This window comes from Streptomyces venezuelae (assembly GCF_008642315.1).
Taxonomy (GTDB): Bacteria; Actinomycetota; Actinomycetes; order Streptomycetales; family Streptomycetaceae; genus Streptomyces; species Streptomyces venezuelae_D.
This window is the reverse complement of record NZ_CP029192.1, coordinates 7,694,678-7,716,428: the sequence shown is the minus strand read 5'-3', so window position 1 is coordinate 7,716,428 and position 21,751 is coordinate 7,694,678. Positions and strand designations below refer to the sequence as shown.

The window sequence follows — 21,751 nt, the reverse complement described above, 5'->3', positions numbered from 1 at the left end:
CCATGACGGCAGGGCGTGAGCAGGCCGACTTCCGTGGTCCCCTCGACGTCACCAGGGCGGCCACGGCGGTCATCGACGCCCAGGACATCGTCATCGGGTGGAGTCCGGCCGCCGAGAGGCTCCTCGGCTACGGTGCGCACGACGTCGTCGGGCGGCCGGTCTCCACGTTCCTGGCGCCGGGCGCGACGTCCTCCGGTCCCCCGCTCCAGTTCCAGGGGAACGAGATCCGCGTCGCCCGCCACCGTGACGGGCACGAGGTGGTCGTCGCCACCGCCGTGTGCACGCTGCCGGGAGCGGGACCGGCCGTCCGCGTGCTCGTCGCCACCGAGCTCAAGGCCCTCCGGGAGTGGGAGGCGCGCCTCGCTCTGCTGCACGGGCTGGCCACCCAGTCCCCCGTGGGCCTCGGCATCTACGACACCGACCTGCGTCTGACCTGGTGCAACACGGCGTACGAGCGGGAGATAGGGCGCCCGTTCGCCCAGTTCCGCGGCATGCGGGCCGACGAGCTGTACTCCGACGGGAAGTTCGTGACGAAGGGGCATCCGCCGACCCTCGAAGCGGTCATGCGGCACGTGCTCGACACCGGCGAGCCCTTCCTGGACCTGCACTTCCAGGGCCGCCCGCCCAGCGACCCGGACACGGAACACCTCTGGTCCTGCGCCTACTACCGGCTCCAGGACGCCGACGGACGCGTGATCGGCGTCTGCGAGGACGCCTTCGACATCTCCGACCGCTACAAGGCCCAGCGGCGCCTCGCCCTGCTCGTCGAGGCGGGCCGCGGGGTCGGGGGCGCCCTCGACGTGCGGGTCACCGCCGAGAAGATCACCGAGGTGGCGGTGCCCGAGTTCGCCGCCGAGGTCACCGTCGACCTGGCGCAGGCGGTCCTGGAGGGCGAGGTGCCTGCCACCAGCGGCGCGGCGGCGGCGTCGCTGGTACGGGTCGCACGCTGCTGCCCCGGCGACCGGGCCGACCGCGCCAGCGGGTCCAGCACCCCTTCCCCCGTGCGGTATCCCCCCGGCTCGCCCCAGGACCGCAGCCTCTCCTCCGGCGGTCTCGTGCTCGACGAGTCGGAGCTGGTCGTGCCGCTGCGGGCCGGGAACAGCGTCCTCGGCCTCGTCACGTTCCTGCGCGGCGCGGGCGCGGCCGCCTTCGACAGCGGTGAGGTGGCGCTCGCCGACGAGCTGGTGGCCCGTACCGCCGTGTCCCTCGACAACGCCCGCCGCTTCGCCCGGGAGCGCACCGCCTCCCTCGCCCTCCAGCGGCAGCTGCTGCCCCAGCAGCTGCCCGAGCAGTCGGCCGTCGACCTCGCCCACCGCTATCTGCCCACGGACGACGTGACGGGGGTCGGCGGCGACTGGTTCGACGTCATCCCGCTGTCCGGCACCCGGGTCGGGCTCGTGGTCGGGGACGTCGTCGGCCATGGGCTGCAGGCGGCGGCCACCATGGGGCGGCTGCGCACGACCGTGCGGGCCTTCGCCCAGCTGGACATGGATCCCGTGGAGGTGCTGGCGCGGCTCGACGACCTGGTGGCGCAGTCGGCGGAGGAGCAGTGGGGCGGTGCGTGGGCGGCCGGCGCGGCCTACGCCGACGTGACGACCGGGGCGACCTGTCTCTACGCGGTCTACGACCCGGTCTCGCGGCGCTGCGTCATGGCGAGGGCCGGGCACCTGCCGCCCGCGGTCGTCGACCCGGACGGCCGGGTCTCCTTCCCCGAGCTGCCGGCCGGGCCGCCGCTGGGCCTCGGCGGCCTGCCGTTCGAGTCGATGGAGATCGAGCTGCCGGTGGGCAGCCTGCTGGCCCTGTTCACCGACGGCCTGGTCGAGGCCCGTGACCGCGACATCGACCACGGGCTCGACACACTGGGGCGCGTACTCGGCGAACGGGGCGCGTCGCTCGAAGAGCTCTGCGACCGGGCCGTGGCGGAGCTCCTGCCGAGCGGTCCGACGGCCGACGACACCGCGCTGCTGCTGGTCCGCACCCGCGAGCTCGACGCCTCTCAGGTCAGCGAATGGGAGCTGCCCGCGGAGGCGGTGGCCCCGGGGCGGGCCCGGGAGCTGGCCACCCGGCAGCTGCACGCGTGGGGTCTCGAAGAGCTGTCGTTCGCCACCGAACTCGTGGTCAGCGAGCTGGTGACCAACGCGGTCCGGTACGCCGGAGGTCCCATTCAGGTACGCCTCATCCGGGACCGCACCCTCCTGTGCGAGGTCGCCGACCCCGGTCACACCTCGCCGCACCTGCGCCACAGCACCGAGGAGGACGAGGGCGGTCGCGGTCTGCTCATCGTCGCGCAGCTCGTCCAGAGGTGGGGCACGCGGTACAGCCGCTCCGGCAAGACCATCTGGACCGAACAGTCCTTTCCCGCCTCGAACTGACCGATGTGTGGCGAACGTTGGTTAGGCTTGCGTGCAGAGCGGCGTCAACGGCCCTGACGGGAGGGGAAGGTGGAACGCCTTGCCACGGAAGAGCCGGTGACCGGCCGCCCGACCACCGCTTCCGCCGTGCTGCCCGCCGCGCTGCGCGCGTGGCTCGGGCTGATCGCGGTCCTCGCCGCGCTGACGGCCGTCGTCATCGGAATCCAGTACGCGGGACACAGCGAGGCCGGCCGGGCCGACAGGTGGTTCATCGACCCGACGGCGGACAGTGTGCGCGGGACGTGGCGGAACGTCGCCCTGGCCACGGACTTCTGGGGCGAGCCCGCCGGGGCCGCGCTGCTGGTCGTGGCAGCGGTGGCGGGCTGTCTGCTGCTGCGGCACCGGCGCGGGGCGGTGCTCGTGGTCGTCGGCGCCGCGCTGGCCGTGGTGGCGACGACGCTCGTCAAGTCCGTGGTGGGGCGCACCATTCACGGCGCCGACAACCTGTCCTACCCGAGCGGGCACACCGCGTTCGCCACCGCGCTCGCGGTCGCGGTGGCGCTCATCGCGACCGGCCGGCTCGGCCTCGGCAGGGCGGCCGGCCTGTCACTCGTGCTCGGTGCGGCACTGGTGGCGGGCGCCGTCATGGGCTGGGCGCAAGTGGCGCTGAGCGCGCACTACCCGACCGATGTGCTGGGCGGCTGGTGCACGGCCCTGACGGTGGTGCCGTTGACCGCGTGGGCGGTCGACCGGGCCGCGGACTCCCGCCGCTCCGACCGCTCCTGACGTCACGCCAGGCGGCGGAAGACCGGCTTCACCGGCCGCCCGGCCAGCCAGGGCGTGGGGTCGCCCGCGTCCAGCGCCTTCCGGTAGACCGCGCAGGCCTGGGCCACCACGTCCACGGTGCGGTCGATGTCCGCCTCGTCGAGCGCGCTGCTCACCACGAACGACGGGGCGAGCACCCCGCCCGCGAGGAGGCGGCGCAGGAACAGGGTGCGGTACTGCTGCGAGGGCTGCCCGTCCGCGTCGAGCGTCGCGAAGACCAGGTTGCTGGCCCGGCCGCGGACGACGACGTGGTCGTCGACGCCCATGCTCGCCGCGGCGTCCCGCACCCCGGCGGCCAGCCGCTCGCCGAGGGCGTGCAGCCGCGCGGTGATGCCCTCCTCCGTGTACACGGTCTGCACCGCCATGGCGGCGGCGAGGGAGTGCGTCTCCGCGCCGTGCGTGGTGGACAGCAGGAACACGCGCTCGTCACCGTGGCGCAGGCCGCCCCGTTCCATCAGCGCGCGGCGCCCGGCCAGCGCGGAGACGGCGAACCCGTTGCCCAGCGCCTTGCCGAAGGTGGACAGGTCGGGGGTGACGCCGTAGAGGCCCTGGGCGCCCGCCTCGGACCAGCGGAAGCCGGTGATCATCTCGTCGAAGACGAGGACGCAGCCGTGCCGGTCGGCCAGGTCGCGCAGTCCGGCGAGGTAGCCGGGCGGGGGCTCGGTGTGGGCGGGTTCGAGGATCAGGCAGGCGACCTCGTCCCGGTACCGGGTGAGCAGGTCGTCGGTGGCGGCCAGGTCCCCGTACGGGAACGCGACCGTGAGCGCGCTGGTCGACTCGGGGATGCCGGCGGACATCGGGGTGGTGCCGATGAACCAGTCGTCGACGGAGAAGAACGGGTGGTCGCCGCAGACCGCCACCCGCTGCCGCCCGGTGACGGCGCGGGCGAGGCGCACGGCGGCGGTGGTCGCGTCGGAGCCGTTCTTCGCGAACTTCACCATCTCGGCGGTCGGCACGGTCGCGAGGAAGCGTTCGGCGGCGTCGGCCTCGACGACGGACGGCCGGACGAAGTTGCTGCCGCGGTCGATCTCGCGCCGCACCGCCTCGGTGACGCGGGGGTGGGCGTGGCCGAGGCTGACCGACCGCAGGCCGGAGCCGTACTCGATGTAGCGGTTGCCGTCGACGTCCCACACGTGGGCGCCCCTGCCGTGGCTGATGACCGGGGCCAGGCCCTCGGGGTACTGGTCGTCGCCCTTGGCGTACGTGTGGGCGCCGCCGGGGATCATGGCGTGCAGTCGTTCGTTCGCGGCCCGCGACCGGGGCAGGGAGAACTCTTCGTGGTCCACGGTGCGTTCAGCTCTCTTTCTGCTTCAGTACCTCGGCGAGGCTCGGCGCCTCGCGGTCCCGCCGGGACATCATCGCGGGCGGCAGCGGCCACGGGATGGCGAGCTCGGGGTCGTCGAAGGCGATGGTGACGTCCTCGGCCGGGTCGTGCGGGCGGTTGATGCGGTACGAGGTGTCGGCGGTCCCGGTCAGCGCCTGGAAGCCGTGCGCGCACCCCGCGGGGATGTACAGGGTCAGCTGTGTCTCGTCGGACAGCTCGAAGAAGGCCCGGCCCAGGTACGTCGGCGAGTCTTTCCGCAGGTCCACGACGACGTCGAAGATCTTTCCGTACGAGCACCGCACGAGCTTGGCCTCGCCCGCGCCGGAGCGCAGGTGCATCCCGCGCAGCACGCCGCGTGCCGAGCGGGACAGGCTGTCCTGGACGAAGGCGTGCGGGTCGAGGCCCACGGAGCGGACCACGTCGGCGTCGAAGGTGCGGCTGAAGAAGCCGCGTTCGTCGGCGTACGGCGTCGGCTCGAAGAGGAACGCGCCGTCGATCTCGGGGACTTGGATGGCTTTCACGGTGTCTCCCGCAGGGCGTGGGCGTCTGTGTGGGTCGAAGAGGTGCGGGCACCGGGGAACAGGGCCGCTGTCAACGCGTCAAACTGGTCTCGGAGTTGACGCGCGGCGGTCCGGTTCCGGTCGGCGAGCGTGCGGCGCAGTTCCACCGACTGCTTCTCCAGCGCACGGAACTGTTCGAGGAGCCGGTCGGTGTCGACCTCGCGGGCCGGGTGGCAGTGGGCGGCGAGGCCCATGCGTTCCATGAGCGCGTCGCTCTTGGCCGCGTAGCTGAGGGCGAGTGTCGGAGTGCCTGCCTTCAGTGCGCAGACCAGGTTGTGGTACCTGGTCGCCACGACGGAGTCGGCGGCCGCCATCTCCTCCATCAGGTCGGCGAGCGAGGCCGTCTCGGCGGCGGTGACCAGCGGTGAGTCCACCGCGTCGATGATCGCTTCGACCACCGACGCGTCGCAGGCGTCGCCGGTGAGCAGCCGGACCGGCCTGCCCTCGTCGACCAGCGCACGGACGAACCGGGTGGTCCCTTCGAGGTAGCGCCGGTGGATCTCCTCGGCCCGCGCACGGTCGTCGTTGCCGCCGTGGAAGTCCATGACGCCGACGCAGACCGTGCCGTTCGTGGTGCCCGGCGGCGGGGTCGGCAGGGCGAAGGCGAGGTCCGGGTAGACCTCGTCGGGCGCCGTGTCCACGCCCATGGCGCGCATCGCGTCGCGGGACAGGTCGTCACGGTAGGACCGGTAGGCGGCGAGGCGCGCCGAGCGGCGCACCAGGGCCCTGGTCGCCCGGTCGCGGATGGGGGCGGCGCCGACGCCGACGAGCGCGATCCGGGTGCGGAAGATCCTGCCGCTCGCGCAGAGCAGGAACAGCGAGTACGGGAAGCCCCACGGCCGCAGCGGCAGCGTGGCCTCCAGGACGCCCATGCCCGGCACGATCACCACGTCGTGCCTGCGCACCCAGGCGGCGGTGCGGGCCACGTCGACGAGCTTGCCGACGCCCTTCGTGGCGATCGCGCCCACGCGTGACGCGGTGCGGTACTCCCCGCGGTTCCAGTGCAGCCGGGTGGCGGGAATCCCGTACCGGGCCGTGACGACCTCGGGTCCGCCGCAGAGCGCGTCCACGGCCGCGTCGGGGTGCTCGGCGCGCAGGTACCCGAGCACGGCTTCGAGCGATCCGTCGTTGCCGAGGTTGCCGGAGCCGAGCAGGCCGAACACGCCCACCCGTGAGGCGGTCTTCATGCCCCCCGCCCCTCACGTCCGGCCACGAGGGCGTCGACGGAGACGGCGGACTCGGCGGGGTCGACGGGGGCGCGGTCCTCGACGCGTTCACCGGCGCCGGGGCGGGCCCGGCTGGTCATCCAGGCGGCCAGGTGGCCGTAGCAGGCGCGCCGGTCGGCCGCGGAGAGCGGTGCCCGCCGGATCGCCGAGACGAACCCGGCGACGTACTCGGCGAGGAGACGGGGCGTGGGGTGCAGCAGCCCTGCGCGCCTCGGGTCCAGGTTGACGCACCGGGAGCGCTTGGAGGGGTTGGCGCGTTCGGCGCGGGTGGGGTGGTCGCGGCGGAAGTAGAGGAGTTCGGGCACCTGGTGGAAGGGGCCGTGCAGGCCGATCTCGGCGACGAAGGTGCGGTCCGCGTGGTGGTAGCTGTCGTGCGGTTTCACGCGGCGCAGGACGTCGGCCCGCATCACGCCGTAGAAGTCGTCGCCGCCGGGCTCGAACAGCATGCTGCGGAAGCGCTCGGGCGCGCGCGGCGAGTCGGTGGCGAGCGTGTACTCGTAGGGGACCTTGACCTTGCCGTCGCCGTCGATGACGGCCTGGTCGGCGTGGGCGAGGATCACGTGCGGCCGCTCGTCGAGGGCCTCCACGCAGCGCCGCAGGAGGTCCCTGGCGTACAGGTCGTCGTGCGAGGCCCACTTGAAGAGTTCGCCGCGGCACTCGGTGAACACGTAGTTGTGGTTCGGTGCGGCGCCGATGTTGCGGGTGAGCCGGATGTAGCGGATGCGGGAGTCCCGCGCGGCGTACTTGCGGCAGATGTCCTGGGTCCCGTCGGCCGACGCGTTGTCCGAGATGACCAGCTCGAAGTCCTCGTAGGTCTGGCCGAGCAGGGCGTCGAGGGACTCGGCGAGGTACTCCTCGCCGTTGTACACGGGCAGGCCGATGCTCAGCCGCGGGTTGCTGCCCCGAGTTGCAGTCATGTGGTCCTCACTTCGCGAAGGGTGTTCTGGTGGTGCTCGCGCAGGGCCCACCGGAGGTGCAGCCACCACACGGCCGAGCCGCAGACGGTCGCGGCGGCGACGCCCCAGGCCGAGCCGACCGTGCCGCCGGCCGCCGCCCCGCCGAGTCCGCCCGCGACGTAGCAGGCGGAGGCGAACAGCTGGCTGCGCAGGCTGCGCCGGGCCGCGCCGAGCGCGCGGAGTCCGGCCGCGGCGCCGGTGCCGAGTCCCGCGCCGACGACGCCGAGCGTGACCGGCACGATGAGCTCGGACGCGGCGCCCCATACGTCGCCGAGCACGAGTTCCCCGGCCCGGTCGGGTACGAGGAGCAGCGCCCCGCCCCAGAGCAGCGCGGCGGCGGCCTGCCCGCCGCCGAGGACGAGGCAGAACTGGCCGAGGCGGTGCGGGGCCCTGCGCAGGACCCGTGCCGCCTCGGCGACGGTGACCAGGGAGAGCCCCATCAGGACGGCCATGAAGGGGCCGAGCAGGAGTTCGGCGCCCCGGATGACGCCGACCGCGCCGACGCCGACGATGACGCCGAGTCCGTACGCCCGCAGTTGGCTCGCGCCGCTGTTGCTGACGTTCTCGACGAGGTACCGGGTGCCGAGGTCGCGGTGCGCGCGCAGCCATGCGCGCGCGCCGGTCACCCGGGGCCGGATGCCGGACTGGAAGCAGCCGTACGCCCCGGCCACCGCGGCGGATCCGCCCCAGGCGATGACGAACGCCCCCACGCTGCCGATGTGCGCCGCGACCAGCAGGGCGGGCACGAGTGCGACGCCCCACACGATGTCGTTGACGAACGCCTTGCGGCCGGCGCCCGCGGCGAAGAACGCGAATCGCCACGCGTCCTGGAGGAGCAGCCCCGGCAGGACGACGCCGAGGCAGGCGAACGCGGAGCCGACACGGCCGCCGACGGCGAGGCCGACGACCACGGACGTCGCGCCGAGGGCGAGGCCGGTGCCGAGCGCGGTGCCCGACGCCCGGGCCGCCGCCGTCCGCCACGCCTTCTCCGGCACGCCGCTGAAACGGACCACGAGTGGGTCGGTGGCCAGGCCGCGGGAGACGTTGAGCACCACGCCGTAGGTCACCCAGGCCAGGCTGAACACGCCGAACGCGGTCACCCCGAGGGAGCGGGCCACGTAGACGCCCACGGCGAAGTTGCTCATGCTGGAGGCCGCCTGGTCGGCGAGGCCCCAGGACAGCCTGCCGATGACACCCCGCCTGGCGCTCGGCCCGGCGGGCTCGGCCGGTGTCGTCTTCTCCCCCTCGGTGGTCATCGGCGTCATGCCTTGAGCAGCCCTGCGCCGTGCAGGGCGTCGGCCGCGACGGCGACGGCGTCGAACGGCAGCCCGGACCGTTCGGCGACGTCGAGCAGGCTGTGGTCGCCGTCGGAGAGGTTGAGCACCCAGAGCATGGCCATCTGGGCCTGCTTGGTGTCGCTGCGGCCGCCGAGCGCGTCGTAGAGCCCGCGGCGCCCCAACTGCGGTTCTCCGTAGGGGCTCAGGTTCTGGTACGTCCGGTTGCGGTCGAGGATGCCGAACGCCTCGCGGCAGACGGACAGGGTGTCCGCCATCGCCTCCGGGGAGACGAAGTCGGGGTTGTCCGCCGAGGTGTGGTACTCGGGGTATCCGGCGTACGGGGTGCGGCTGAGGGAGCCCACGCCGAGGTCGAACCCGGGCGAGCAGTACTGCCGCTCGTCGTAGCCGTACGGCGTGAACTCGGCGATGCGGTGCGGGCGTTCGGAGACGTTGAGGACGTGCCGCAGCACCCGGTCGATCTCCGCGTCGCCGCGCCTGCTCTGCTTGTACGTGAGCCGCCCCGAGTCGCCCGCGCAGGCCAGCACGAGCCCGTGCTTGACCTGTTCGATCCGCTCGGCGTTCCGCGCCAGCCAGGTGATCGCGCCGACGGTGCCGGGCGCGAAGATGAACCTGTAGGTGTAGTACGGGTTCTCCTCGGCCAGCGCCCGGGCGAGGAACGTCGCCACCGCGATGCCTGCCAGGTTGTCGTTGGCCAGCGACGGGTGGCAGACGTGGCAGGAGACGATCACCTCGTCGGCGACCTGCCCGGGGACGACGTGCTCGGCGTAGGTGAGGTGGCCGTCGGCGAGCGTGGAGTCGATGCGCACCTCGTAGTCGCCGTCCGGCAGCGCGTCCAGGGTCTCCTGGGAGAGGCAGAAACCCCACTCCGGCTTGTAGTAACTGGTGCGGTACGGCACCCAGCTCGGATGGTCCGGCAGGGTGTGCAGATGCTCGCGCAGCTCGGCGAGCGGCACGGTCGCCGCGACCGGCACGCTGTAGCCGAGCACGTGCAGGCTGGACGCGGCGAAGTCGACGACCCTGCGGCCCGTGGAGTCGGCGACGTACGCGTCCCGGATGTTCCACTCCTGCGGCACCGTCCAGTCGAGCACCTGCGTCCCGGTCGGCACCTCGTGCACGGTGAGCGGGACGTACTCGTCGACGATCTGCAGGGTGGCGCGCACGCCGTCGCCCGTGATGCTCCGGCAGAGCGGGTAGAGCCGCTCCACCAGCGCGTGCATCCGCCTGCCGGTCTCGGTCATCGGCGCCACCGCAGGGTGTCGTCGACGGTGCCGGCGTCGGACGCCGCGCGCAGCACGGCGAGGCGGGTGAAGCGCTGCTCGAAGTCCTCGCGGGTCAGGCCGTGCTTGCGGTAGGCGTCGGCGAGTTCGAGAGCGCCGCGCAGAACCGTCCACTCGCACTCGAAGCCGGGGATCGCGGCGCGGAACCGGGAGAAGTCGACGCGGTAGGAGCGGGGGTCGGCGCCGTTCTCGCCGGTGATCCGCACCTTCGCGCCGGACACGGCCTCGGCGACCTGTTCGGCGATCTCGGCGACCGTGACGTTGTTGGTCTCGCTGCCGATGTTGAACGCCAGGTCGTGCACGGCGTCGCGCGGCGCGGTGAGCGCGGCGGTGAAGGCCCGTGCGATGTCGGCGGCGTGGACGAGCGGGCGCCAGGGCGTGCCGTCGGAGAGGACGAGGACCTCGCCGGACAGGAGGGCGTGGCCGACCAGGTTGTTCAGGACGATGTCGGCGCGCAGTCGCGGCGAGTAGCCGAAGGCGGTGGCGTTGCGCATGTACACCGGGCTGAAGTCGTCGTCGGCGAGGGCGTGCAGGTCGTCCTCGACCCGCACCTTGGACTCCGCGTACGGCGTCACGGGCCGCAGCGGAGCGTCCTCGGCGACCAGTTCGCCGCCGCCCGCGGCGCCGTAGACGGAGCAGGTGGAGGCGTACAGGAAGCGTCGCACTCCGGCCTCGCGGGCCAGCCGGGCGAGGCGCACGGACGCGTGGTGGTTGATGTCGTACGTGAGGTCCGGTGCGAGCGCGCCCAGCGGGTCGTTGGAGAGCGCGGCCAAGTGGATCACGGCGTCGATGCCGGTCAGGTGGTCGGGCGTGACGTCGCGCAGGTCGACGCGCGGCCCGGGCGGGTCCGCGGGGCGCGGGCCGAGGACGCAGTCGGCGAACAGGCCGGAGTCCAGGCCGACGACGTCGTGTCCGGCGGCGGTGAGCACCGGGGCCATCACGGTGCCCAGGTAGCCCTGGTGTCCGGTGAGCAGTACGCGCAAGGTTCAATCCCCCAGCTTGAGAGCGAGTTTGGTGACGGCGAACGCCTCGGCGTAGCGCGCGTGGCATTCGATTCCGCGGATCCGGGCGAGGCCGAGGAAGGCCTCGCGGTCGTACCAGGGCCGGTGCCGTTGTGAGGGGTAGTGCTCCTGGAGGAGCCGTACCTTCTCCTCGGCGGTCTCCGGTGACAGCGGCTGGTACGCGGTGGGGCGGCCGAGGTCGCCGTCCCACTTGACGATCTCGTAGCCGAGTACGAGGTGGTCGCGGAACGCGGTGGGGATCAGCTGTGCGAGGCCGCGGTGGTCCTGGTGGGCGTCGTCGGTGCGCGGGGCGAGGACCAGGTCGGGTTCGGTGCGTGCGCGCAGCTCCTCGACGGCGGCCTTGGCCTCGTCCCAGTGCACGGGCATCCGGCCGTCGGGCAGCTTGAGCACGGTGACGGCGAGTTCGGCGCCGGGGCAGAAGGCGGCGAGCGCGGCCAGCTCCTCCTGCTCCCGTTCGCTGCCGCCGCCGGAGAGCACCAGCGCGTCGACGCGCAGGCCCGGCCGTGCCGCGCACATCGTGAGGAGCGTGCCGCCCGCCCCGATGGCGATGTCGTCGCAGTGCGCGCCCACCGCCACGACGCGTTCCAGGGGGCCCGCCCCGAGCCTGATCACGCGCCCACCCCGACGTTGTCGCGCTCCCACACGGCCCACGGGCGGTCGCCGCGGGTGTAGGCGTCGTCGAGCGCGGCCCGCTCCTTGACGGTGTCGGTGGGCTTCCAGAAGCCGCGGTGCTGGTGCGCCACGAGGCGGCCGCTCTTGGCGAGCTGGGCGCAGCCGTCGGCGACCAGGTCGCCGTTCTCCGGTATGTGGTCGAAGACTTCCTGGCGGAGCACGAAGTAGCCGCCGTTCTCCCACATGGGCAGTTCGCTCACCGGGGTGATGCCGCCGACCAGGCCGTCGTCGCCGAGCTCCACGCAGTGGAACGAGGACTGCGGCGGCACGACCATCATCGACGCGCCCGCGTCGCGCCGGGAGAACTTGTCGATCATCTCCGGCAGCGGGGCGTCGGTGAGGACGTCGGCGTAGTTGGCGAGGAACATCTCGTCGCCGCCCAGGTGGTGGCGGACCCGGCGCAGGCGTTCACCGATCGGCGACTCGATGCCGGTCTGGGCGAACGTGATCGTCCAGTCGGCTATGTCGGTGGAGAGCAGCTCGGTCCGGCCGCCCCGCAGCACGAAGTCGTTGGACGTCGTCTCCTCGTAGTTGAGGAAGAAGTCCTTGATGTGGTGGGCGCCGTAGCCGAGGCAGAGGATGAACTCCTTGTGCCCGAAGTGCGCGTAGTAGCGCATGACGTGCCAGATCAGCGGGCGCGGGCCGACCATCGCCATGGGCTTCGGCACGTCGTCGGAGGCCCCGTTGCGCATCCGCATGCCGTAGCCGCCGCAGAAGAGTACGACCTTCATGCTGTGACCTCCTTCGAGGACGCGGCCTCGACGATGCTCAGTTCGGGGATGGGGAAGACGAGACGGCCGCCCCACTCGTGGACGTACGCGAGCTGCTCGGCCAGTTCGGCCCGCAGGTTCCACGGCAGGACGAGGACGTAGTCGGGTTTGTCGGCGGCGATCTGTTCGGGCGCCAGGATCGGGATGCGGGTGCCGGGGGTGAACCTGCCGTGCTTGTACGGGTTGCGGTCGACCGTGTACGCGAGCAGGTCGGGGCGGATCCCGCAGTGGTTGAGCAGGGTGTTGCCCTTGCCGGGTGCGCCGTAGCCGACGACGGTCTCGCCGCGTTCGGCCGCCTCGATGAGGAACTTGAGGAGGTCGCGGCGGACCTTGGCCACGCGGGCGGAGAACTCGGTGTACCCGGAGAGCTCCTGGAGCCCGGCCGCTTTCTCGCGGGCCAGTACGTCGGCCACGCGCTGTGACGGCTCGCCCGCCACCTCGGCGGGGCGGGCCCACAGGCGGATGGAGCCGCCGTGGGTGGGCAGCAGCTCGACGTCGACGAGGGCGAGTCCGCCGCTGGCGAGGGCGCGGATCGCGGACGCGACGGTGTAGTACTGGAAGTGCTCGTGGTAGATCGTGTCGTACTGGTTCTCCTCGATGAGGGTCAGCAGGTGCTGCACCTCGATGGAGACCCAGCCGTCGTCGGCGACCAGGGCGCGCAGCCCCTGGGTGAAGCCGACGACGTCGGGGATGTGCGCGTACACGTTGTTGGCGACGACCAGGTTGGCCGGGCCGTGCTCTGCGCGGACGGCCGCGCCGGTGTCCGGGGAGAGGAACTCGGTGAGCGTGGGGACGCCCGCTTCCCGTGCGGCGGCGCCGACGTTCACCGACGGCTCTACGCCGAGGCAGCGGATCCCGCGCTCCACGACGTGCTTCAGGAGGTATCCGTCGTTGCTCGCGACCTCGACGACGAAGGCGTCCTCGCCGAGCCCCGCCCGCTCCACCGCGCCGGCGACGAACGTGCGGGCGTGCTCGACCCAGGAGGTCGAGAAGGAGGAGAAGTACGCGTACTCCGTGAACGTCTCCTCCGGCTTGATCAGCGGCGGGATCTGCGCCAGCCAGCAGTCGGTGCAGACCCGCAGGTGCAGCGGGTACGCGGGCTCGGCCTGATCCAGTTGGTCCGCGGCGAGGAAGCTCTCGCACGGCGGGGTCGCCCCCAGGTCGACGACGCTCGCCAGCGTCGCCGAGCCACAGAGTCGGCATGCTGTCATCGGTTCCCCCCATATCTGCTCGCGCGTGTCCCCCACCGCGAGCCAGTGCTTTCTCTTCCTGTCGGCGACGGGCTTTCCCCGTCGCCGGACCGCCCCGCGATCGCGGAGCGGTACCCCTCCTCCAGGCGCTCCAGGCCCACGGCCGGGCTGAACCCCTGTTCGTAGCGGCGCCGGGCCGCCCGTCCCATCTCCCGGTTGGCGGCCGGGTCGGTGGCCACGCGGCGCAGGCACGACGCGAGCGACGTGGCGTCGCCGGGCCGGTGCAGCAGCCCGGTGACGCCGTCCTCGATGAGCTCCACGAAGGCGCCGTGGGCGGCGGCGACGGCCGGCACTCCGGCCCCCATCCCCTCCGCGACGACCAGGCCGAACGTCTCCATGGCCATCGAGGGAGCCACCACGGCGACCGCCTTCGCGACGCCCTCCCGGCACCGCTCCGGGTCCCAGAGGCCGACGTAGCGCACGTCGTCCCGGCCCTCGGCCCAGGCACTCACCTCCCGCTGCAGCGGCCCCGCCCCGGCGATCACGAGCGGGACGCCCACCCCGCCGCTCGCCGCGACCTCGTCCCAGGCGGCCATGAGCAGCCCGACGCCCTTGGGCTCCGCGAGGCGCCCGAGGTAGAGCACGTGCTCGCCGTCGCCCGTCCTGCGGGCGTCCGGGTCGGGCACGAAGTTGTGCTTGACCGTGAGCCGTTCGGCCGGCATGCCGGACCGCACCAGGGTGTCGCGCTGCGCCGCGGAGATGCAGAAGAACCGCTCCACGCCGGACCACCACCGCCGCCGGTTGACCGTCAGGCTGAGCGCGAGCGGCACCGTCGCGAGACGGGAGTCGCGGTAGCAGCCGTGCCGTACGGCGGGCAGCGCCATCTTCGAGCCGACGCATTCGGTGCACGGACGGCCGTCGCGGTGCAGGGTGCCGGGCGGGCAGACCTGGGTGTAGTTGTGCAGCGTGGCGACGGCGGGCACGCCTGCGTCGGCGCAGGCGGCGAGGACCGAGGGCGACAGGAGCGGGAAGACGTTGTGGACGTGCACCACGTCGGGCCGCTCGGTGCGGAGCCGGGCGGCGAGCTCGGTGCGGACCGCCGGGTTCCACGGCACGAGCAGCGGCACGGCGGCCTTGCTCGGCAGGGAGCGTGCGGCGATGTCGTCGCTGCGCCGCTCGAAGACGTCGACGTGGTGGCCTGCCGCGCGCAGCAGCGCCACTTCCTCGTCGACGACCCTGTTCTCGCCGCTCGGCTGGGCCGAGGAGTAGCGGTTGTGCACGACGAGAACGCGCAAGTCGTGCGTGTCGTGCAGATCGTGTCCTGCGTGCATGCTTGAGGTCACCTCCGGGCCCATCGCGGGACGTGTCGTCGGGGAACTGCGGGCGTCGAGAGGGGCGGGGGCGTGGCGGGCGTCGCGAGGAGTGCGGCGGCCAGGCCCAGGTGCAGCAGGTAGGGCGAGGCGTCGCCGAGGCCCGCCTCGGTGTACGAGGAGATCCCCACGTAGCTGATCAGGAAGATCGCGCAGGCCCTCGACAGGGACGGTGGCCGCAGCAGCGCGACGCCGCCGAGGACGAGGAGCATCGCCGCCACGAGGGTGACGCCGGTGAGGCCCTGTTCGTTGTAGACGGCCAGCCAGCTGTTGTCGATCGGCAGGCCGCCGAACGACTTGTCGCCGAGGCCCGTGCCGAACACCTTCTCCCCGGCCGTGCGGGGCGCCGAGAGGAGGGCGTCCCAGACCTTGGCCCGGCCGGTGAGGTTGGAGAAGTTCTCCTGGCTCTGGCCGCGCAGGAACCATGACTGGATCGCGGAGTAGAACACCACCGCGCCGACGGTGACGCACGCCACGGTCCAGGCGAAGAACCGGCGGGCGGCGGCGCTGGTCATGACGAGCGAGCAGATCGCCAGGGTCAGCCCGACGAGCATGCCGACGGTGGCCGTACGGGTGTGGGTCAGGGCGAGCAGGACGAGCGAGGGCACGATGACGAACGCCCCACTGCCCTTGGTGGTCCTGCGGCCGATGAGGAGCAGCACGGTGAGCCCGATGATCACGGCGGCGTACTGCCCGATCTGCGGCGGGGTGAGCGGCCACAGGGCGCCGACGAGGCGTCCGCCGTAGTACTCGGGCATGGCCGTGCCCGGCGCGACGACGAGGCCGACGGCGACCGTGCAGAGCGCCACGAAGTACATCCGGATGTGGTGGCGTACGAAGGTCAGGCTGCCGTCCCACCAGCGGGTGAGCAGCCACAGCGTGCCGACGAAGAGCGTGAGCCTGAAGCAGCGGAACAGCGCGCCGTACCCGACCTCCAGGTTGGCGCTGGAGAGCACGCTCGGGATGAGCAGCAGGGTGAGCAGGAGGACGAACGCGCTGGGCCGGATGCGCAGCCGCGGGTTGAGCGCGAGGGCCAGCGCGAACGCGGTGACCAGCGCGCCCATGGTGGCCATCTGGATGAGGGAGCGGGGAATGGTGACGATGGTCTTCGCCCCGGCGGAGCCCAGCGTGTTGAGGCCGAGCAGCGCCCAGACGATGCCGACGGCCTTCGGCGTGCCGGCCGGGCGTATCGCGGTGTCCGTGCTCATCTCAGCCACCGCCCTGTCGGACGAAGGTGCTGCCCGCGTCCTGGCGGGGCGGGGTGTCCTGCCACTGGCCCGAGTCGAGCGTGCGCGTCTGGTCGCCCGAGACGAAGTTCCACGGCCCGCGGTAGTCGTTGTCGTGCCAGCGGTTGCGCTGCTTCTCGGTGATCGCCTCGGAGACCCGCCTGCCCTTGTACGGCGACCACTTGGGGTAGGTGCCGTAGTTGGAGATGATCGCCATGCGGGCGCAGTCGTCGCCGCAGTCGACGACGGACGGGTCGAGGTCGAAGCGGTTGTCGTGGATGTCCACGCGCTGGGTCTTCCAGCGGCAGTCTGCGTACAGCGGGGCCTTGGTGATGCCCGGACGCTTGCAGCTGTCGGTGTCCTTGACCAGCAGCGTGCAGTAGCCGGTCGAGGTGTTGGCGGGGCTGTTGCAGAACCGGTCGGCGTTCTCCCAGAGGGTGATGCCGTTCCAGTTGTCCTCCAGCACGTTGCGGTAGATCTCGATCTTGTCGGTGCGGGCGTGGATCCGGGGTTCGCCGCCGGACTCGGAGACGTAGATCGTCGCGTACGGGAAGTCGTCCCCGCGGTCGGCGTTCCTGCGGCCCTCGACCCAGTTGTTCTTGCGGAACGTGTTGTTGCGGATGACGGCGTTGTAGCTGGTCTCGTACATGAGCGCGGCGCCGTCGTTGGCTTCGAGGACGTTGCCCTCGATGCGGAAGTCGTTGTTGTTGTTGTCGGCCCACAGCCCGGCGCCGCGGTTGTCGTGGACCCAGTTGCCGCGGATGTCGGCGCCGTCGACGGCCCAGAACTTGATGCCGCCGGTGCAGCCGCAGCCCGGGCGGCGCCGCTCCCAGTTGCCGGTGTTGTTGCCCACGACCTCGTTGCCCTCGACCACCAGGTCCTTGATCGAGTCGCCGGTCTTGTACGCGTTCATTCCGTACTGCCCGTTGTCGCGCAGGCAGTTGTCGCGCACCTGCTGCCGGGCCCCGGCCATCAGGCCCGCGCCGGAGTTGTGCTGGATCTTCGCGTGCTCGATCACCCAGCCGTCGGCCATGTCGTGGTTGACGACGCCCTCGTTGTGCGGCGCGACGAAGCGCTCCACGGTGAGGTGGCTGATGGTGACGTCGGCCGCGGTGCCGCTGAACGCGTACTGGTTCTTCTTGCGGCCGTCGAGCACCGCGCCGGGCGCGCCGATGTAGCGGTTGCCCTTCTTGGTCATGACCTGCGCGTACCGGTCCGATTCGAGCCGGTGCCTTCCCGGCTTGAGCCAGAACGTGGTGTTCGCGGGGTTGCTCTTCGTCTTCTCTGCGAGATCACCGACGACCTCGGGGTCTACCGTCACCGCGCCCGCCGGCGCCTTCTCGGGGCCGGCGGCGGGCTTGGCGCACACCCGTGCCACGGAGGCGGTCGGCGCGGCGGTCGGCTTCGACCGCGCGTCCGACGTGCCGGGCGTGCCCGGCTCATTCGACGAGCTGTCGCAGCCGGTCACCGCCAGCAGGGCGAGTGCCAGCGGCGCCGCCGGCAGCGCCCACTGCCGCCACTTGATCCCCACGCGTCCCCCTAACCCTGGAACCTGAGTACGGAGGTGAACCCCCGCACGCCGTCGGCGGATCCAGTGCCGACCAGCGTGATGGCGGGTTCCTTGCGCCCGAACCCGGCGGAGTACCAGCCGAGCGGGGGGTCGCTCTCGCCGCGGTGCGCCCGCCAGTTCAGGTCGCCGGGCAGTTCGAGCACCGCGGAGCGTTCCTCGCCGTCGCGGGTCCAGGTGAGCGCGGCCCGGTTCCCCTCGAGCTCCGCGGTGACCGCCGGTCCGAGGTGGAACGCCAGGCGCACGGTCCGGTGCGCGCCCTGCACCTCGTCGGTGATCCGCACCTCCTGCTCGTCCGACGCCAGTTCGACGCGGCGGCGGTGTACGGAGGGCTGGTAGCCGTCGTGTTCGGCGCACCAGCGGGCCACGTTCCGGCCGGAGGTGTCGGCGACCAGGACGCGGGTGCGGGCGTGCCGGGTCCACAGGAACGGGCCGCCGGACACGGACTGGTCGGCGTCGTCCAGTTGCAGGGTGTTGTGGCCGAGGGTGGAGCGGAAGTACTGCCGCCATGCGGGCTGCCCGTGGTAGCAGTACGTGCCCGGGTCGGCGAGCACGTCGACCCCGTCGTGCCTGACCTCCACGGACAGCGCGTCGGCGTGGGCGTGCGCGGCGATGGAGAGGAAGCCGTGCGGGCCGCCGTCGCAGCGGCACCAGATCTTCTCCGGGCCGCGCAGGATGGTCATGCCCGCGTCGGCGAAGTGGGCGGGACGGCTCCTCGGGCGGGTCACGCGCCGCGGGCTGTCGTTCTTCGCGTACGGGCGGAGCAGCGCCGCGAGGAGCGGGGTGCGCACGTCGGACTCCGGCACCTCGGGCCACCAGTCGAGCCGGCCGAAGACGGCGTCCCCGGTGGCGAGGAGCGAGGCCCAGCGGTCGGTGCCCGGGCCGTCCACGACGAGTCCGTGCCCGTCGTCCGCGTCGCCCTGGCGGGGCGGCCGCAGCCGGTTGTCGACGACGGCGGCGAGCGCGTCGGTCATGCGCAGCAGCACGAGGCGCACGGTCGTGGGGACGGCGACGCCCGCGGCGTCCGCCTCGGCCACCGCGGCGAGGCCGAGTTCCAGGACGAGTCCGTGGTACTCGCTCGCCAGTTCGCGGTTGAGGCCGGAGGGGAAGGTGTTGCCGCGCAGGTTCCGTTCGAGGGACCGCAGCGCGCCGTCGCGCCAGCGCGCCGAGGCGGGGAACCACGCGAACGCGCAGGACGCGGCGAGCTGCCCGGCGGCCTCGGCGATGACGTGGTTGTTCGCCGAGGAGCCGCGGCTGGGGAAGGCGGCGAGCCAGCGCTGGTGGTGCCAGATCTGGTTGACCGCCACCGGGTTGTTCTCGAACAGGTCGGCCGCGCCCCGCCAGGTGTCGAGCAGCCTGCGGATCCACACCCACGAAAGGAGGCGGATGCCGAGCTCGATGCCGCTGATCCAGTGGACGCCGCGCAGCGGAGCGTTCGCCGCCCACCAGGACCGCAGGTGCTCGGCGACCCGCTCCGCGTACCGCTCGTCCCCGGTGACCGCGTAGGCGGCGGCGAGCACGGTGAGGTACTGGTGCCGGGACGGCTCCCAGATCTGCTTGATGTCCCCGACCGCGTCCTCGTCGCGGTACGGCACGTCGAAGGCGTGGCCCCACGGGGCGCGGCGCCCGGTCTTCGGGTCGAACCACCAGTCCGGGTCCACCAGGTCGTCGCGGACCACGCCGAAGAACTCGACGTGCCCCGCCATCAGCCGGTCCGCCTCGGCGACGAGCCGCTTCGCGGCCTCCGGCTCCACGGCGGCGAGCGCCCCCGCGGGCAGCACGGCGGTGAACCGGGCGTCGGCCGGGCGCGGGCAGGCGGGCGGCGCGGACCGCCAGCGCCGCCTGCGCACGACGTCGCCGACGCGGCCGCCGACCTCCCGCGGCCCCATCCGGGAGAGGCGCCGCAGGTACCAGGTTGGGCTCATGCTCATTCGGCGCCCGCCAGCGTCACCGGCGCGCCGCCGGCCAGACCGGTCTGCACGGCGAGGGTGGCCGCCGTGGTGGCGGCCAAGGACGTCAGCGGCACCGGCATGGCGCCGCCGGTGCGCACGGCCCTGACGAACGCGGCCAGTTCGGCCTCCTGCCCCTTGTCCCGTGCCTTGGGCAGCCGGGAGCTGACCCACCGCTTGCTTCCGTACACGGAGGCGCGGACGAAGTCGTCGAGCCGCAGCGCCTTGCCGTCGGCGACCAGGTCCAGCGTCTCCTTGGGGAGGCTGGCGGGGCCCGAGGTCACGTAGCTGATGGTGGCGGTGGAGCCGTCGGGGTAGCGCAGGACGACCTGGAGGTCGTCGTTGCCGGGGGTGGCGAGCGCGTACACCGATATCGGGTCGGCGTCGAGCAGCCAGCTCACCGTGTCGATGAAGTGCCCGCCCTCACCGGCGAACCGGGTGCCTTCGCTGCCCTGCCGGAGGTACCAGCTACCGTGCTGGAGCCGTCCCGCGTTGACCAGGTAGCGGACGCTGGCCGGTCCCGTCCGGGCGCCGAACCGCTTCTTGGCCTCGCGAAGCAGCGGGGAGAACCGGCGGTTGAAGCCGACCTGGAGGCGGTCGTTGCCGGACTCCTCCACGGCCTTCAGGACGTCGGCGAGTTCGTCCTCGCCGAGGGCCAGGGGCTTCTCGACGAAGACCGCCTTGCCCGCGTGGAGCGCCTTCTTGGTGAGGTCGGCGTGGGAGCTGTGGCGGGTGACGACGAACACCGCGTCGATGGACTTGTCTCCGAGCACGGCGTCGAGGTCGGTGGTCGCCTCGGCGAAGCCGAACTTCCGCTTCGCGTTGGCGGCGGAGAGCGCGGTCGTGGTGACCACGGTCGACAGCTCGACACCGTCGCGCCCGGTCAGGTGCGGCAGCAGCATCGACGTCGCGTAGTTCCCCGCGCCGACGAACGCGAGGCGCACCGGCGACTTGGTGACACGGGCCGGGGCCGACGCCCCGCCGCTCAGCCGCACCGCGGGCACGGTCACCGCCGGAGCGACCGTCTCGCCCTCCTCCCCCTTGTGATCGGGGTAGCGGAACAGCACGGCGACGGCCTTCAGGTCGCCGTCCTTCAGGCTCTGGTACGTCTCCACGGCGGCGTCGAAGTCGGCGATGTGGGAGATCAGGGGCTCCACGTCGACGCTGCCGCGGGCGGCGAGGTCGAGGAAGCACGCCAGGTTGCGGCGCTCGGTCCAGCGCACGTAACCGATCGGGTAGTCGCGGCCCTCCAGTTCGTACGACGGGTCGTAGCGACCGGGGCCGTAGCTGCGGGAGAACCGGACGTCGAGCTCTTTCTCGTAGTACGCGTTCCACGGCAGGTCCAGGCTGCACTTGCCGATGTCGACGACCCGGCCGCGGTCCCGGCTCAGGTGGGCGGCGAGCTCGACGGGCTGGTTGCTGCCGCCGCCCGCGGCCAGATACACCTGGTCGACGCCGTGGCCGCCGGTGAGTTCGGCGACGGCGGCCTCCACGGCGGCGGACGCGGGGTCGCCGCAGGCCGCGGCGCCGAGCCGCTCGGCGAGTGCGCAGCGCGCCGGGTCGGGGTCGGCCCCGACGACGCGGACGCCCGACGCGACGAGGAGCTGCACGACCAGCTGCCCGATCAGGCCGAGGCCGATGACCAGCGCCACCTCGCCGAGCTGCGGCTCGCCCTGGCGGACGCCCTGCATCGCGATCGAGCCGACCGTGCCGAAGGCCGCGTGCCGGGGCGCGAGGCCGTCCGGCACCGGGGTGTAGAGGTTCCTGGGCACCCAGTTCACTTCGGCGTGCAGCGCGTGCTCGTTGCCGGCGCAGGCCACGAGGTCGCCGACGGCCACGTCGTCGATCCCGTCGCCGACCTGCTCGACGACACCGCACAGCGAGTAGCCGAGCGGCGTGTAGGAGTCGAGCTTGCCCATCACCTTGCGGTAGGTGGCGGGCACGCCGTTGGTGGCCACGCTCTGCATGACCTTGGCCACCTGGTCCGGCCGTGAGCGGGCCTTGCCCACCATCGACATGCCGGCCTCGGACACCTTCATGAGCTCGGTTCCGGTGGAGATCAGCGAGAAGGCGCTGCGCACCAGGACACCGCCGGGTTTGCACCCCGGTGCCGGCACGTCGAGCAGCGCCAGTTCGCCGCTCTTGTAGTTCTGCACAACCTGTTTCAC

Annotated in this window: 17 protein-coding genes; 2 read left to right on the top strand and 15 right to left on the bottom strand. The window is 72.5% G+C overall.

The annotated features are described in order from the left end of the window. The first annotated feature begins 2 nt into the window (after window positions 1-2). Together DEJ48_RS34110 and DEJ48_RS34105 are read left to right on the top strand one after the other, a co-directional pair. On the top strand, window positions 3-2,372 hold the full coding sequence (locus DEJ48_RS34110; RefSeq protein ID WP_150219988.1) for a SpoIIE family protein phosphatase: 2,370 nt from the start codon (window positions 3-5) through the stop codon (window positions 2,370-2,372). A 96-nt stretch (window positions 2,373-2,468) separates the two neighbouring features. Beyond that, the gene (locus tag DEJ48_RS34105; protein WP_150221561.1) at window positions 2,469-3,137 is read left to right on the top strand and encodes a phosphatase PAP2 family protein; all 669 of its coding nucleotides are present in this window, start codon (window positions 2,469-2,471) and stop codon (window positions 3,135-3,137) included. 2 nt (window positions 3,138-3,139) lie between these two features. On the opposite strand, the gene DEJ48_RS34100 is transcribed toward DEJ48_RS34105, so the two are convergent. Genes DEJ48_RS34100 through DEJ48_RS34030 form a run of 15 tightly spaced genes read right to left on the bottom strand, consistent with a single transcriptional unit; the run spans window position 3,140 to window position 21,751 of the window. Further along, complete coding sequence (locus tag DEJ48_RS34100; protein ID WP_150219987.1) at window positions 3,140-4,462, bottom strand: glutamate-1-semialdehyde 2,1-aminomutase; 1,323 nt, start codon at window positions 4,460-4,462, stop codon at window positions 3,140-3,142. A 7-nt stretch (window positions 4,463-4,469) separates the two neighbouring features. Further along, the gene (rfbC, locus tag DEJ48_RS34095) at window positions 4,470-5,021 is read right to left on the bottom strand and encodes a dTDP-4-dehydrorhamnose 3,5-epimerase (protein WP_150219986.1); all 552 of its coding nucleotides are present in this window, start codon (window positions 5,019-5,021) and stop codon (window positions 4,470-4,472) included. Continuing rightward, window positions 5,018-6,247 carry a polysaccharide pyruvyl transferase family protein gene (locus tag DEJ48_RS34090; protein WP_150219985.1) on the bottom strand — a complete coding sequence of 410 codons (1,230 nt, stop codon included), beginning with the start codon at window positions 6,245-6,247 and terminating at the stop codon, window positions 5,018-5,020. Before DEJ48_RS34090 ends, rfbC begins: the two co-directional genes overlap by 4 nt. Further along, window positions 6,244-7,203 (bottom strand): glycosyltransferase family 2 protein, encoded by a 960-nt coding sequence (locus DEJ48_RS34085; protein WP_150219984.1) that lies wholly within the window; start codon window positions 7,201-7,203, stop codon window positions 6,244-6,246. Before DEJ48_RS34085 ends, DEJ48_RS34090 begins: the two co-directional genes overlap by 4 nt. After that, on the bottom strand, window positions 7,200-8,507 hold the full coding sequence (locus DEJ48_RS34080; RefSeq protein ID WP_150219983.1) for a hypothetical protein: 1,308 nt from the start codon (window positions 8,505-8,507) through the stop codon (window positions 7,200-7,202). Before DEJ48_RS34080 ends, DEJ48_RS34085 begins: the two co-directional genes overlap by 4 nt. Beyond that, complete coding sequence (locus DEJ48_RS34075) at window positions 8,504-9,778, bottom strand: DUF4910 domain-containing protein (protein ID WP_411757510.1); 1,275 nt, start codon at window positions 9,776-9,778, stop codon at window positions 8,504-8,506. Before DEJ48_RS34075 ends, DEJ48_RS34080 begins: the two co-directional genes overlap by 4 nt. Beyond that, window positions 9,775-10,800: an NAD-dependent epimerase/dehydratase family protein gene (locus DEJ48_RS34070; RefSeq protein ID WP_150219981.1), complete on the bottom strand. Its 1,026-nt coding sequence runs from the start codon at window positions 10,798-10,800 to the stop codon at window positions 9,775-9,777. The genes DEJ48_RS34075 and DEJ48_RS34070 overlap by 4 nt, the downstream gene beginning before the upstream one ends. Before the next feature lie 3 nt (window positions 10,801-10,803). Further along, entirely contained in the window at window positions 10,804-11,451 is a 648-nt protein-coding gene (locus DEJ48_RS34065) for a PIG-L deacetylase family protein (protein WP_150219980.1), read from the bottom strand. Then, window positions 11,448-12,242: a sugar phosphate nucleotidyltransferase gene (locus DEJ48_RS34060; RefSeq protein WP_150219979.1), complete on the bottom strand. Its 795-nt coding sequence runs from the start codon at window positions 12,240-12,242 to the stop codon at window positions 11,448-11,450. The genes DEJ48_RS34065 and DEJ48_RS34060 overlap by 4 nt, the downstream gene beginning before the upstream one ends. Continuing rightward, on the bottom strand, window positions 12,239-13,492 hold the full coding sequence (locus tag DEJ48_RS34055; RefSeq protein ID WP_150219978.1) for a class I SAM-dependent methyltransferase: 1,254 nt from the start codon (window positions 13,490-13,492) through the stop codon (window positions 12,239-12,241). Before DEJ48_RS34055 ends, DEJ48_RS34060 begins: the two co-directional genes overlap by 4 nt. Continuing rightward, window positions 13,489-14,766 carry a glycosyltransferase gene (locus DEJ48_RS34050; RefSeq protein WP_150221560.1) on the bottom strand — a complete coding sequence of 426 codons (1,278 nt, stop codon included), beginning with the start codon at window positions 14,764-14,766 and terminating at the stop codon, window positions 13,489-13,491. Before DEJ48_RS34050 ends, DEJ48_RS34055 begins: the two co-directional genes overlap by 4 nt. 44 nt (window positions 14,767-14,810) lie before the next feature. Then, window positions 14,811-16,049, bottom strand: a complete 1,239-nt coding sequence (locus DEJ48_RS34045) for an O-antigen ligase domain-containing protein (protein ID WP_150219977.1) — start codon at window positions 16,047-16,049, stop codon at window positions 14,811-14,813. Between the two features lies 1 nt (window position 16,050). Continuing rightward, window positions 16,051-17,598 carry a right-handed parallel beta-helix repeat-containing protein gene (locus tag DEJ48_RS34040; protein WP_150219976.1) on the bottom strand — a complete coding sequence of 516 codons (1,548 nt, stop codon included), beginning with the start codon at window positions 17,596-17,598 and terminating at the stop codon, window positions 16,051-16,053. Window positions 17,599-17,606: 8 nt separating this feature from the next. After that, window positions 17,607-19,565 (bottom strand): heparinase II/III family protein, encoded by a 1,959-nt coding sequence (locus DEJ48_RS34035; RefSeq protein WP_190537764.1) that lies wholly within the window; start codon window positions 19,563-19,565, stop codon window positions 17,607-17,609. Then, window positions 19,562-21,751: a bi-domain-containing oxidoreductase gene (locus DEJ48_RS34030; protein WP_150219974.1), complete on the bottom strand. Its 2,190-nt coding sequence runs from the start codon at window positions 21,749-21,751 to the stop codon at window positions 19,562-19,564. The genes DEJ48_RS34035 and DEJ48_RS34030 overlap by 4 nt, the downstream gene beginning before the upstream one ends.

Excerpts from the sequence above, each read along its gene's own strand:
- DEJ48_RS34090 (WP_150219985.1), bottom strand. The coding sequence starts at position 6,247 with ATGAAGACCGCCTCACGGGTGGGCGTGTTCGGCCTGCTCGGCTCCGGC.
- DEJ48_RS34110 (WP_150219988.1), top strand. The coding sequence starts at position 3 with ATGACGGCAGGGCGTGAGCAGGCCGACTTCCGTGGTCCCCTCGACGTC.
- DEJ48_RS34055 (WP_150219978.1), bottom strand. The coding sequence starts at position 13,492 with ATGACAGCATGCCGACTCTGTGGCTCGGCGACGCTGGCGAGCGTCGTC.
- DEJ48_RS34075 (WP_411757510.1), bottom strand. The coding sequence starts at position 9,778 with ATGACCGAGACCGGCAGGCGGATGCACGCGCTGGTGGAGCGGCTCTAC.
- DEJ48_RS34085 (WP_150219984.1), bottom strand. The coding sequence starts at position 7,203 with ATGACTGCAACTCGGGGCAGCAACCCGCGGCTGAGCATCGGCCTGCCC.
- DEJ48_RS34080 (WP_150219983.1), bottom strand. The coding sequence starts at position 8,507 with ATGACGCCGATGACCACCGAGGGGGAGAAGACGACACCGGCCGAGCCC.
- DEJ48_RS34045 (WP_150219977.1), bottom strand. The coding sequence starts at position 16,049 with ATGAGCACGGACACCGCGATACGCCCGGCCGGCACGCCGAAGGCCGTC.
- DEJ48_RS34060 (WP_150219979.1), bottom strand. The coding sequence starts at position 12,242 with ATGAAGGTCGTACTCTTCTGCGGCGGCTACGGCATGCGGATGCGCAAC.
- DEJ48_RS34035 (WP_190537764.1), bottom strand. The coding sequence starts at position 19,565 with ATGAGCATGAGCCCAACCTGGTACCTGCGGCGCCTCTCCCGGATGGGG.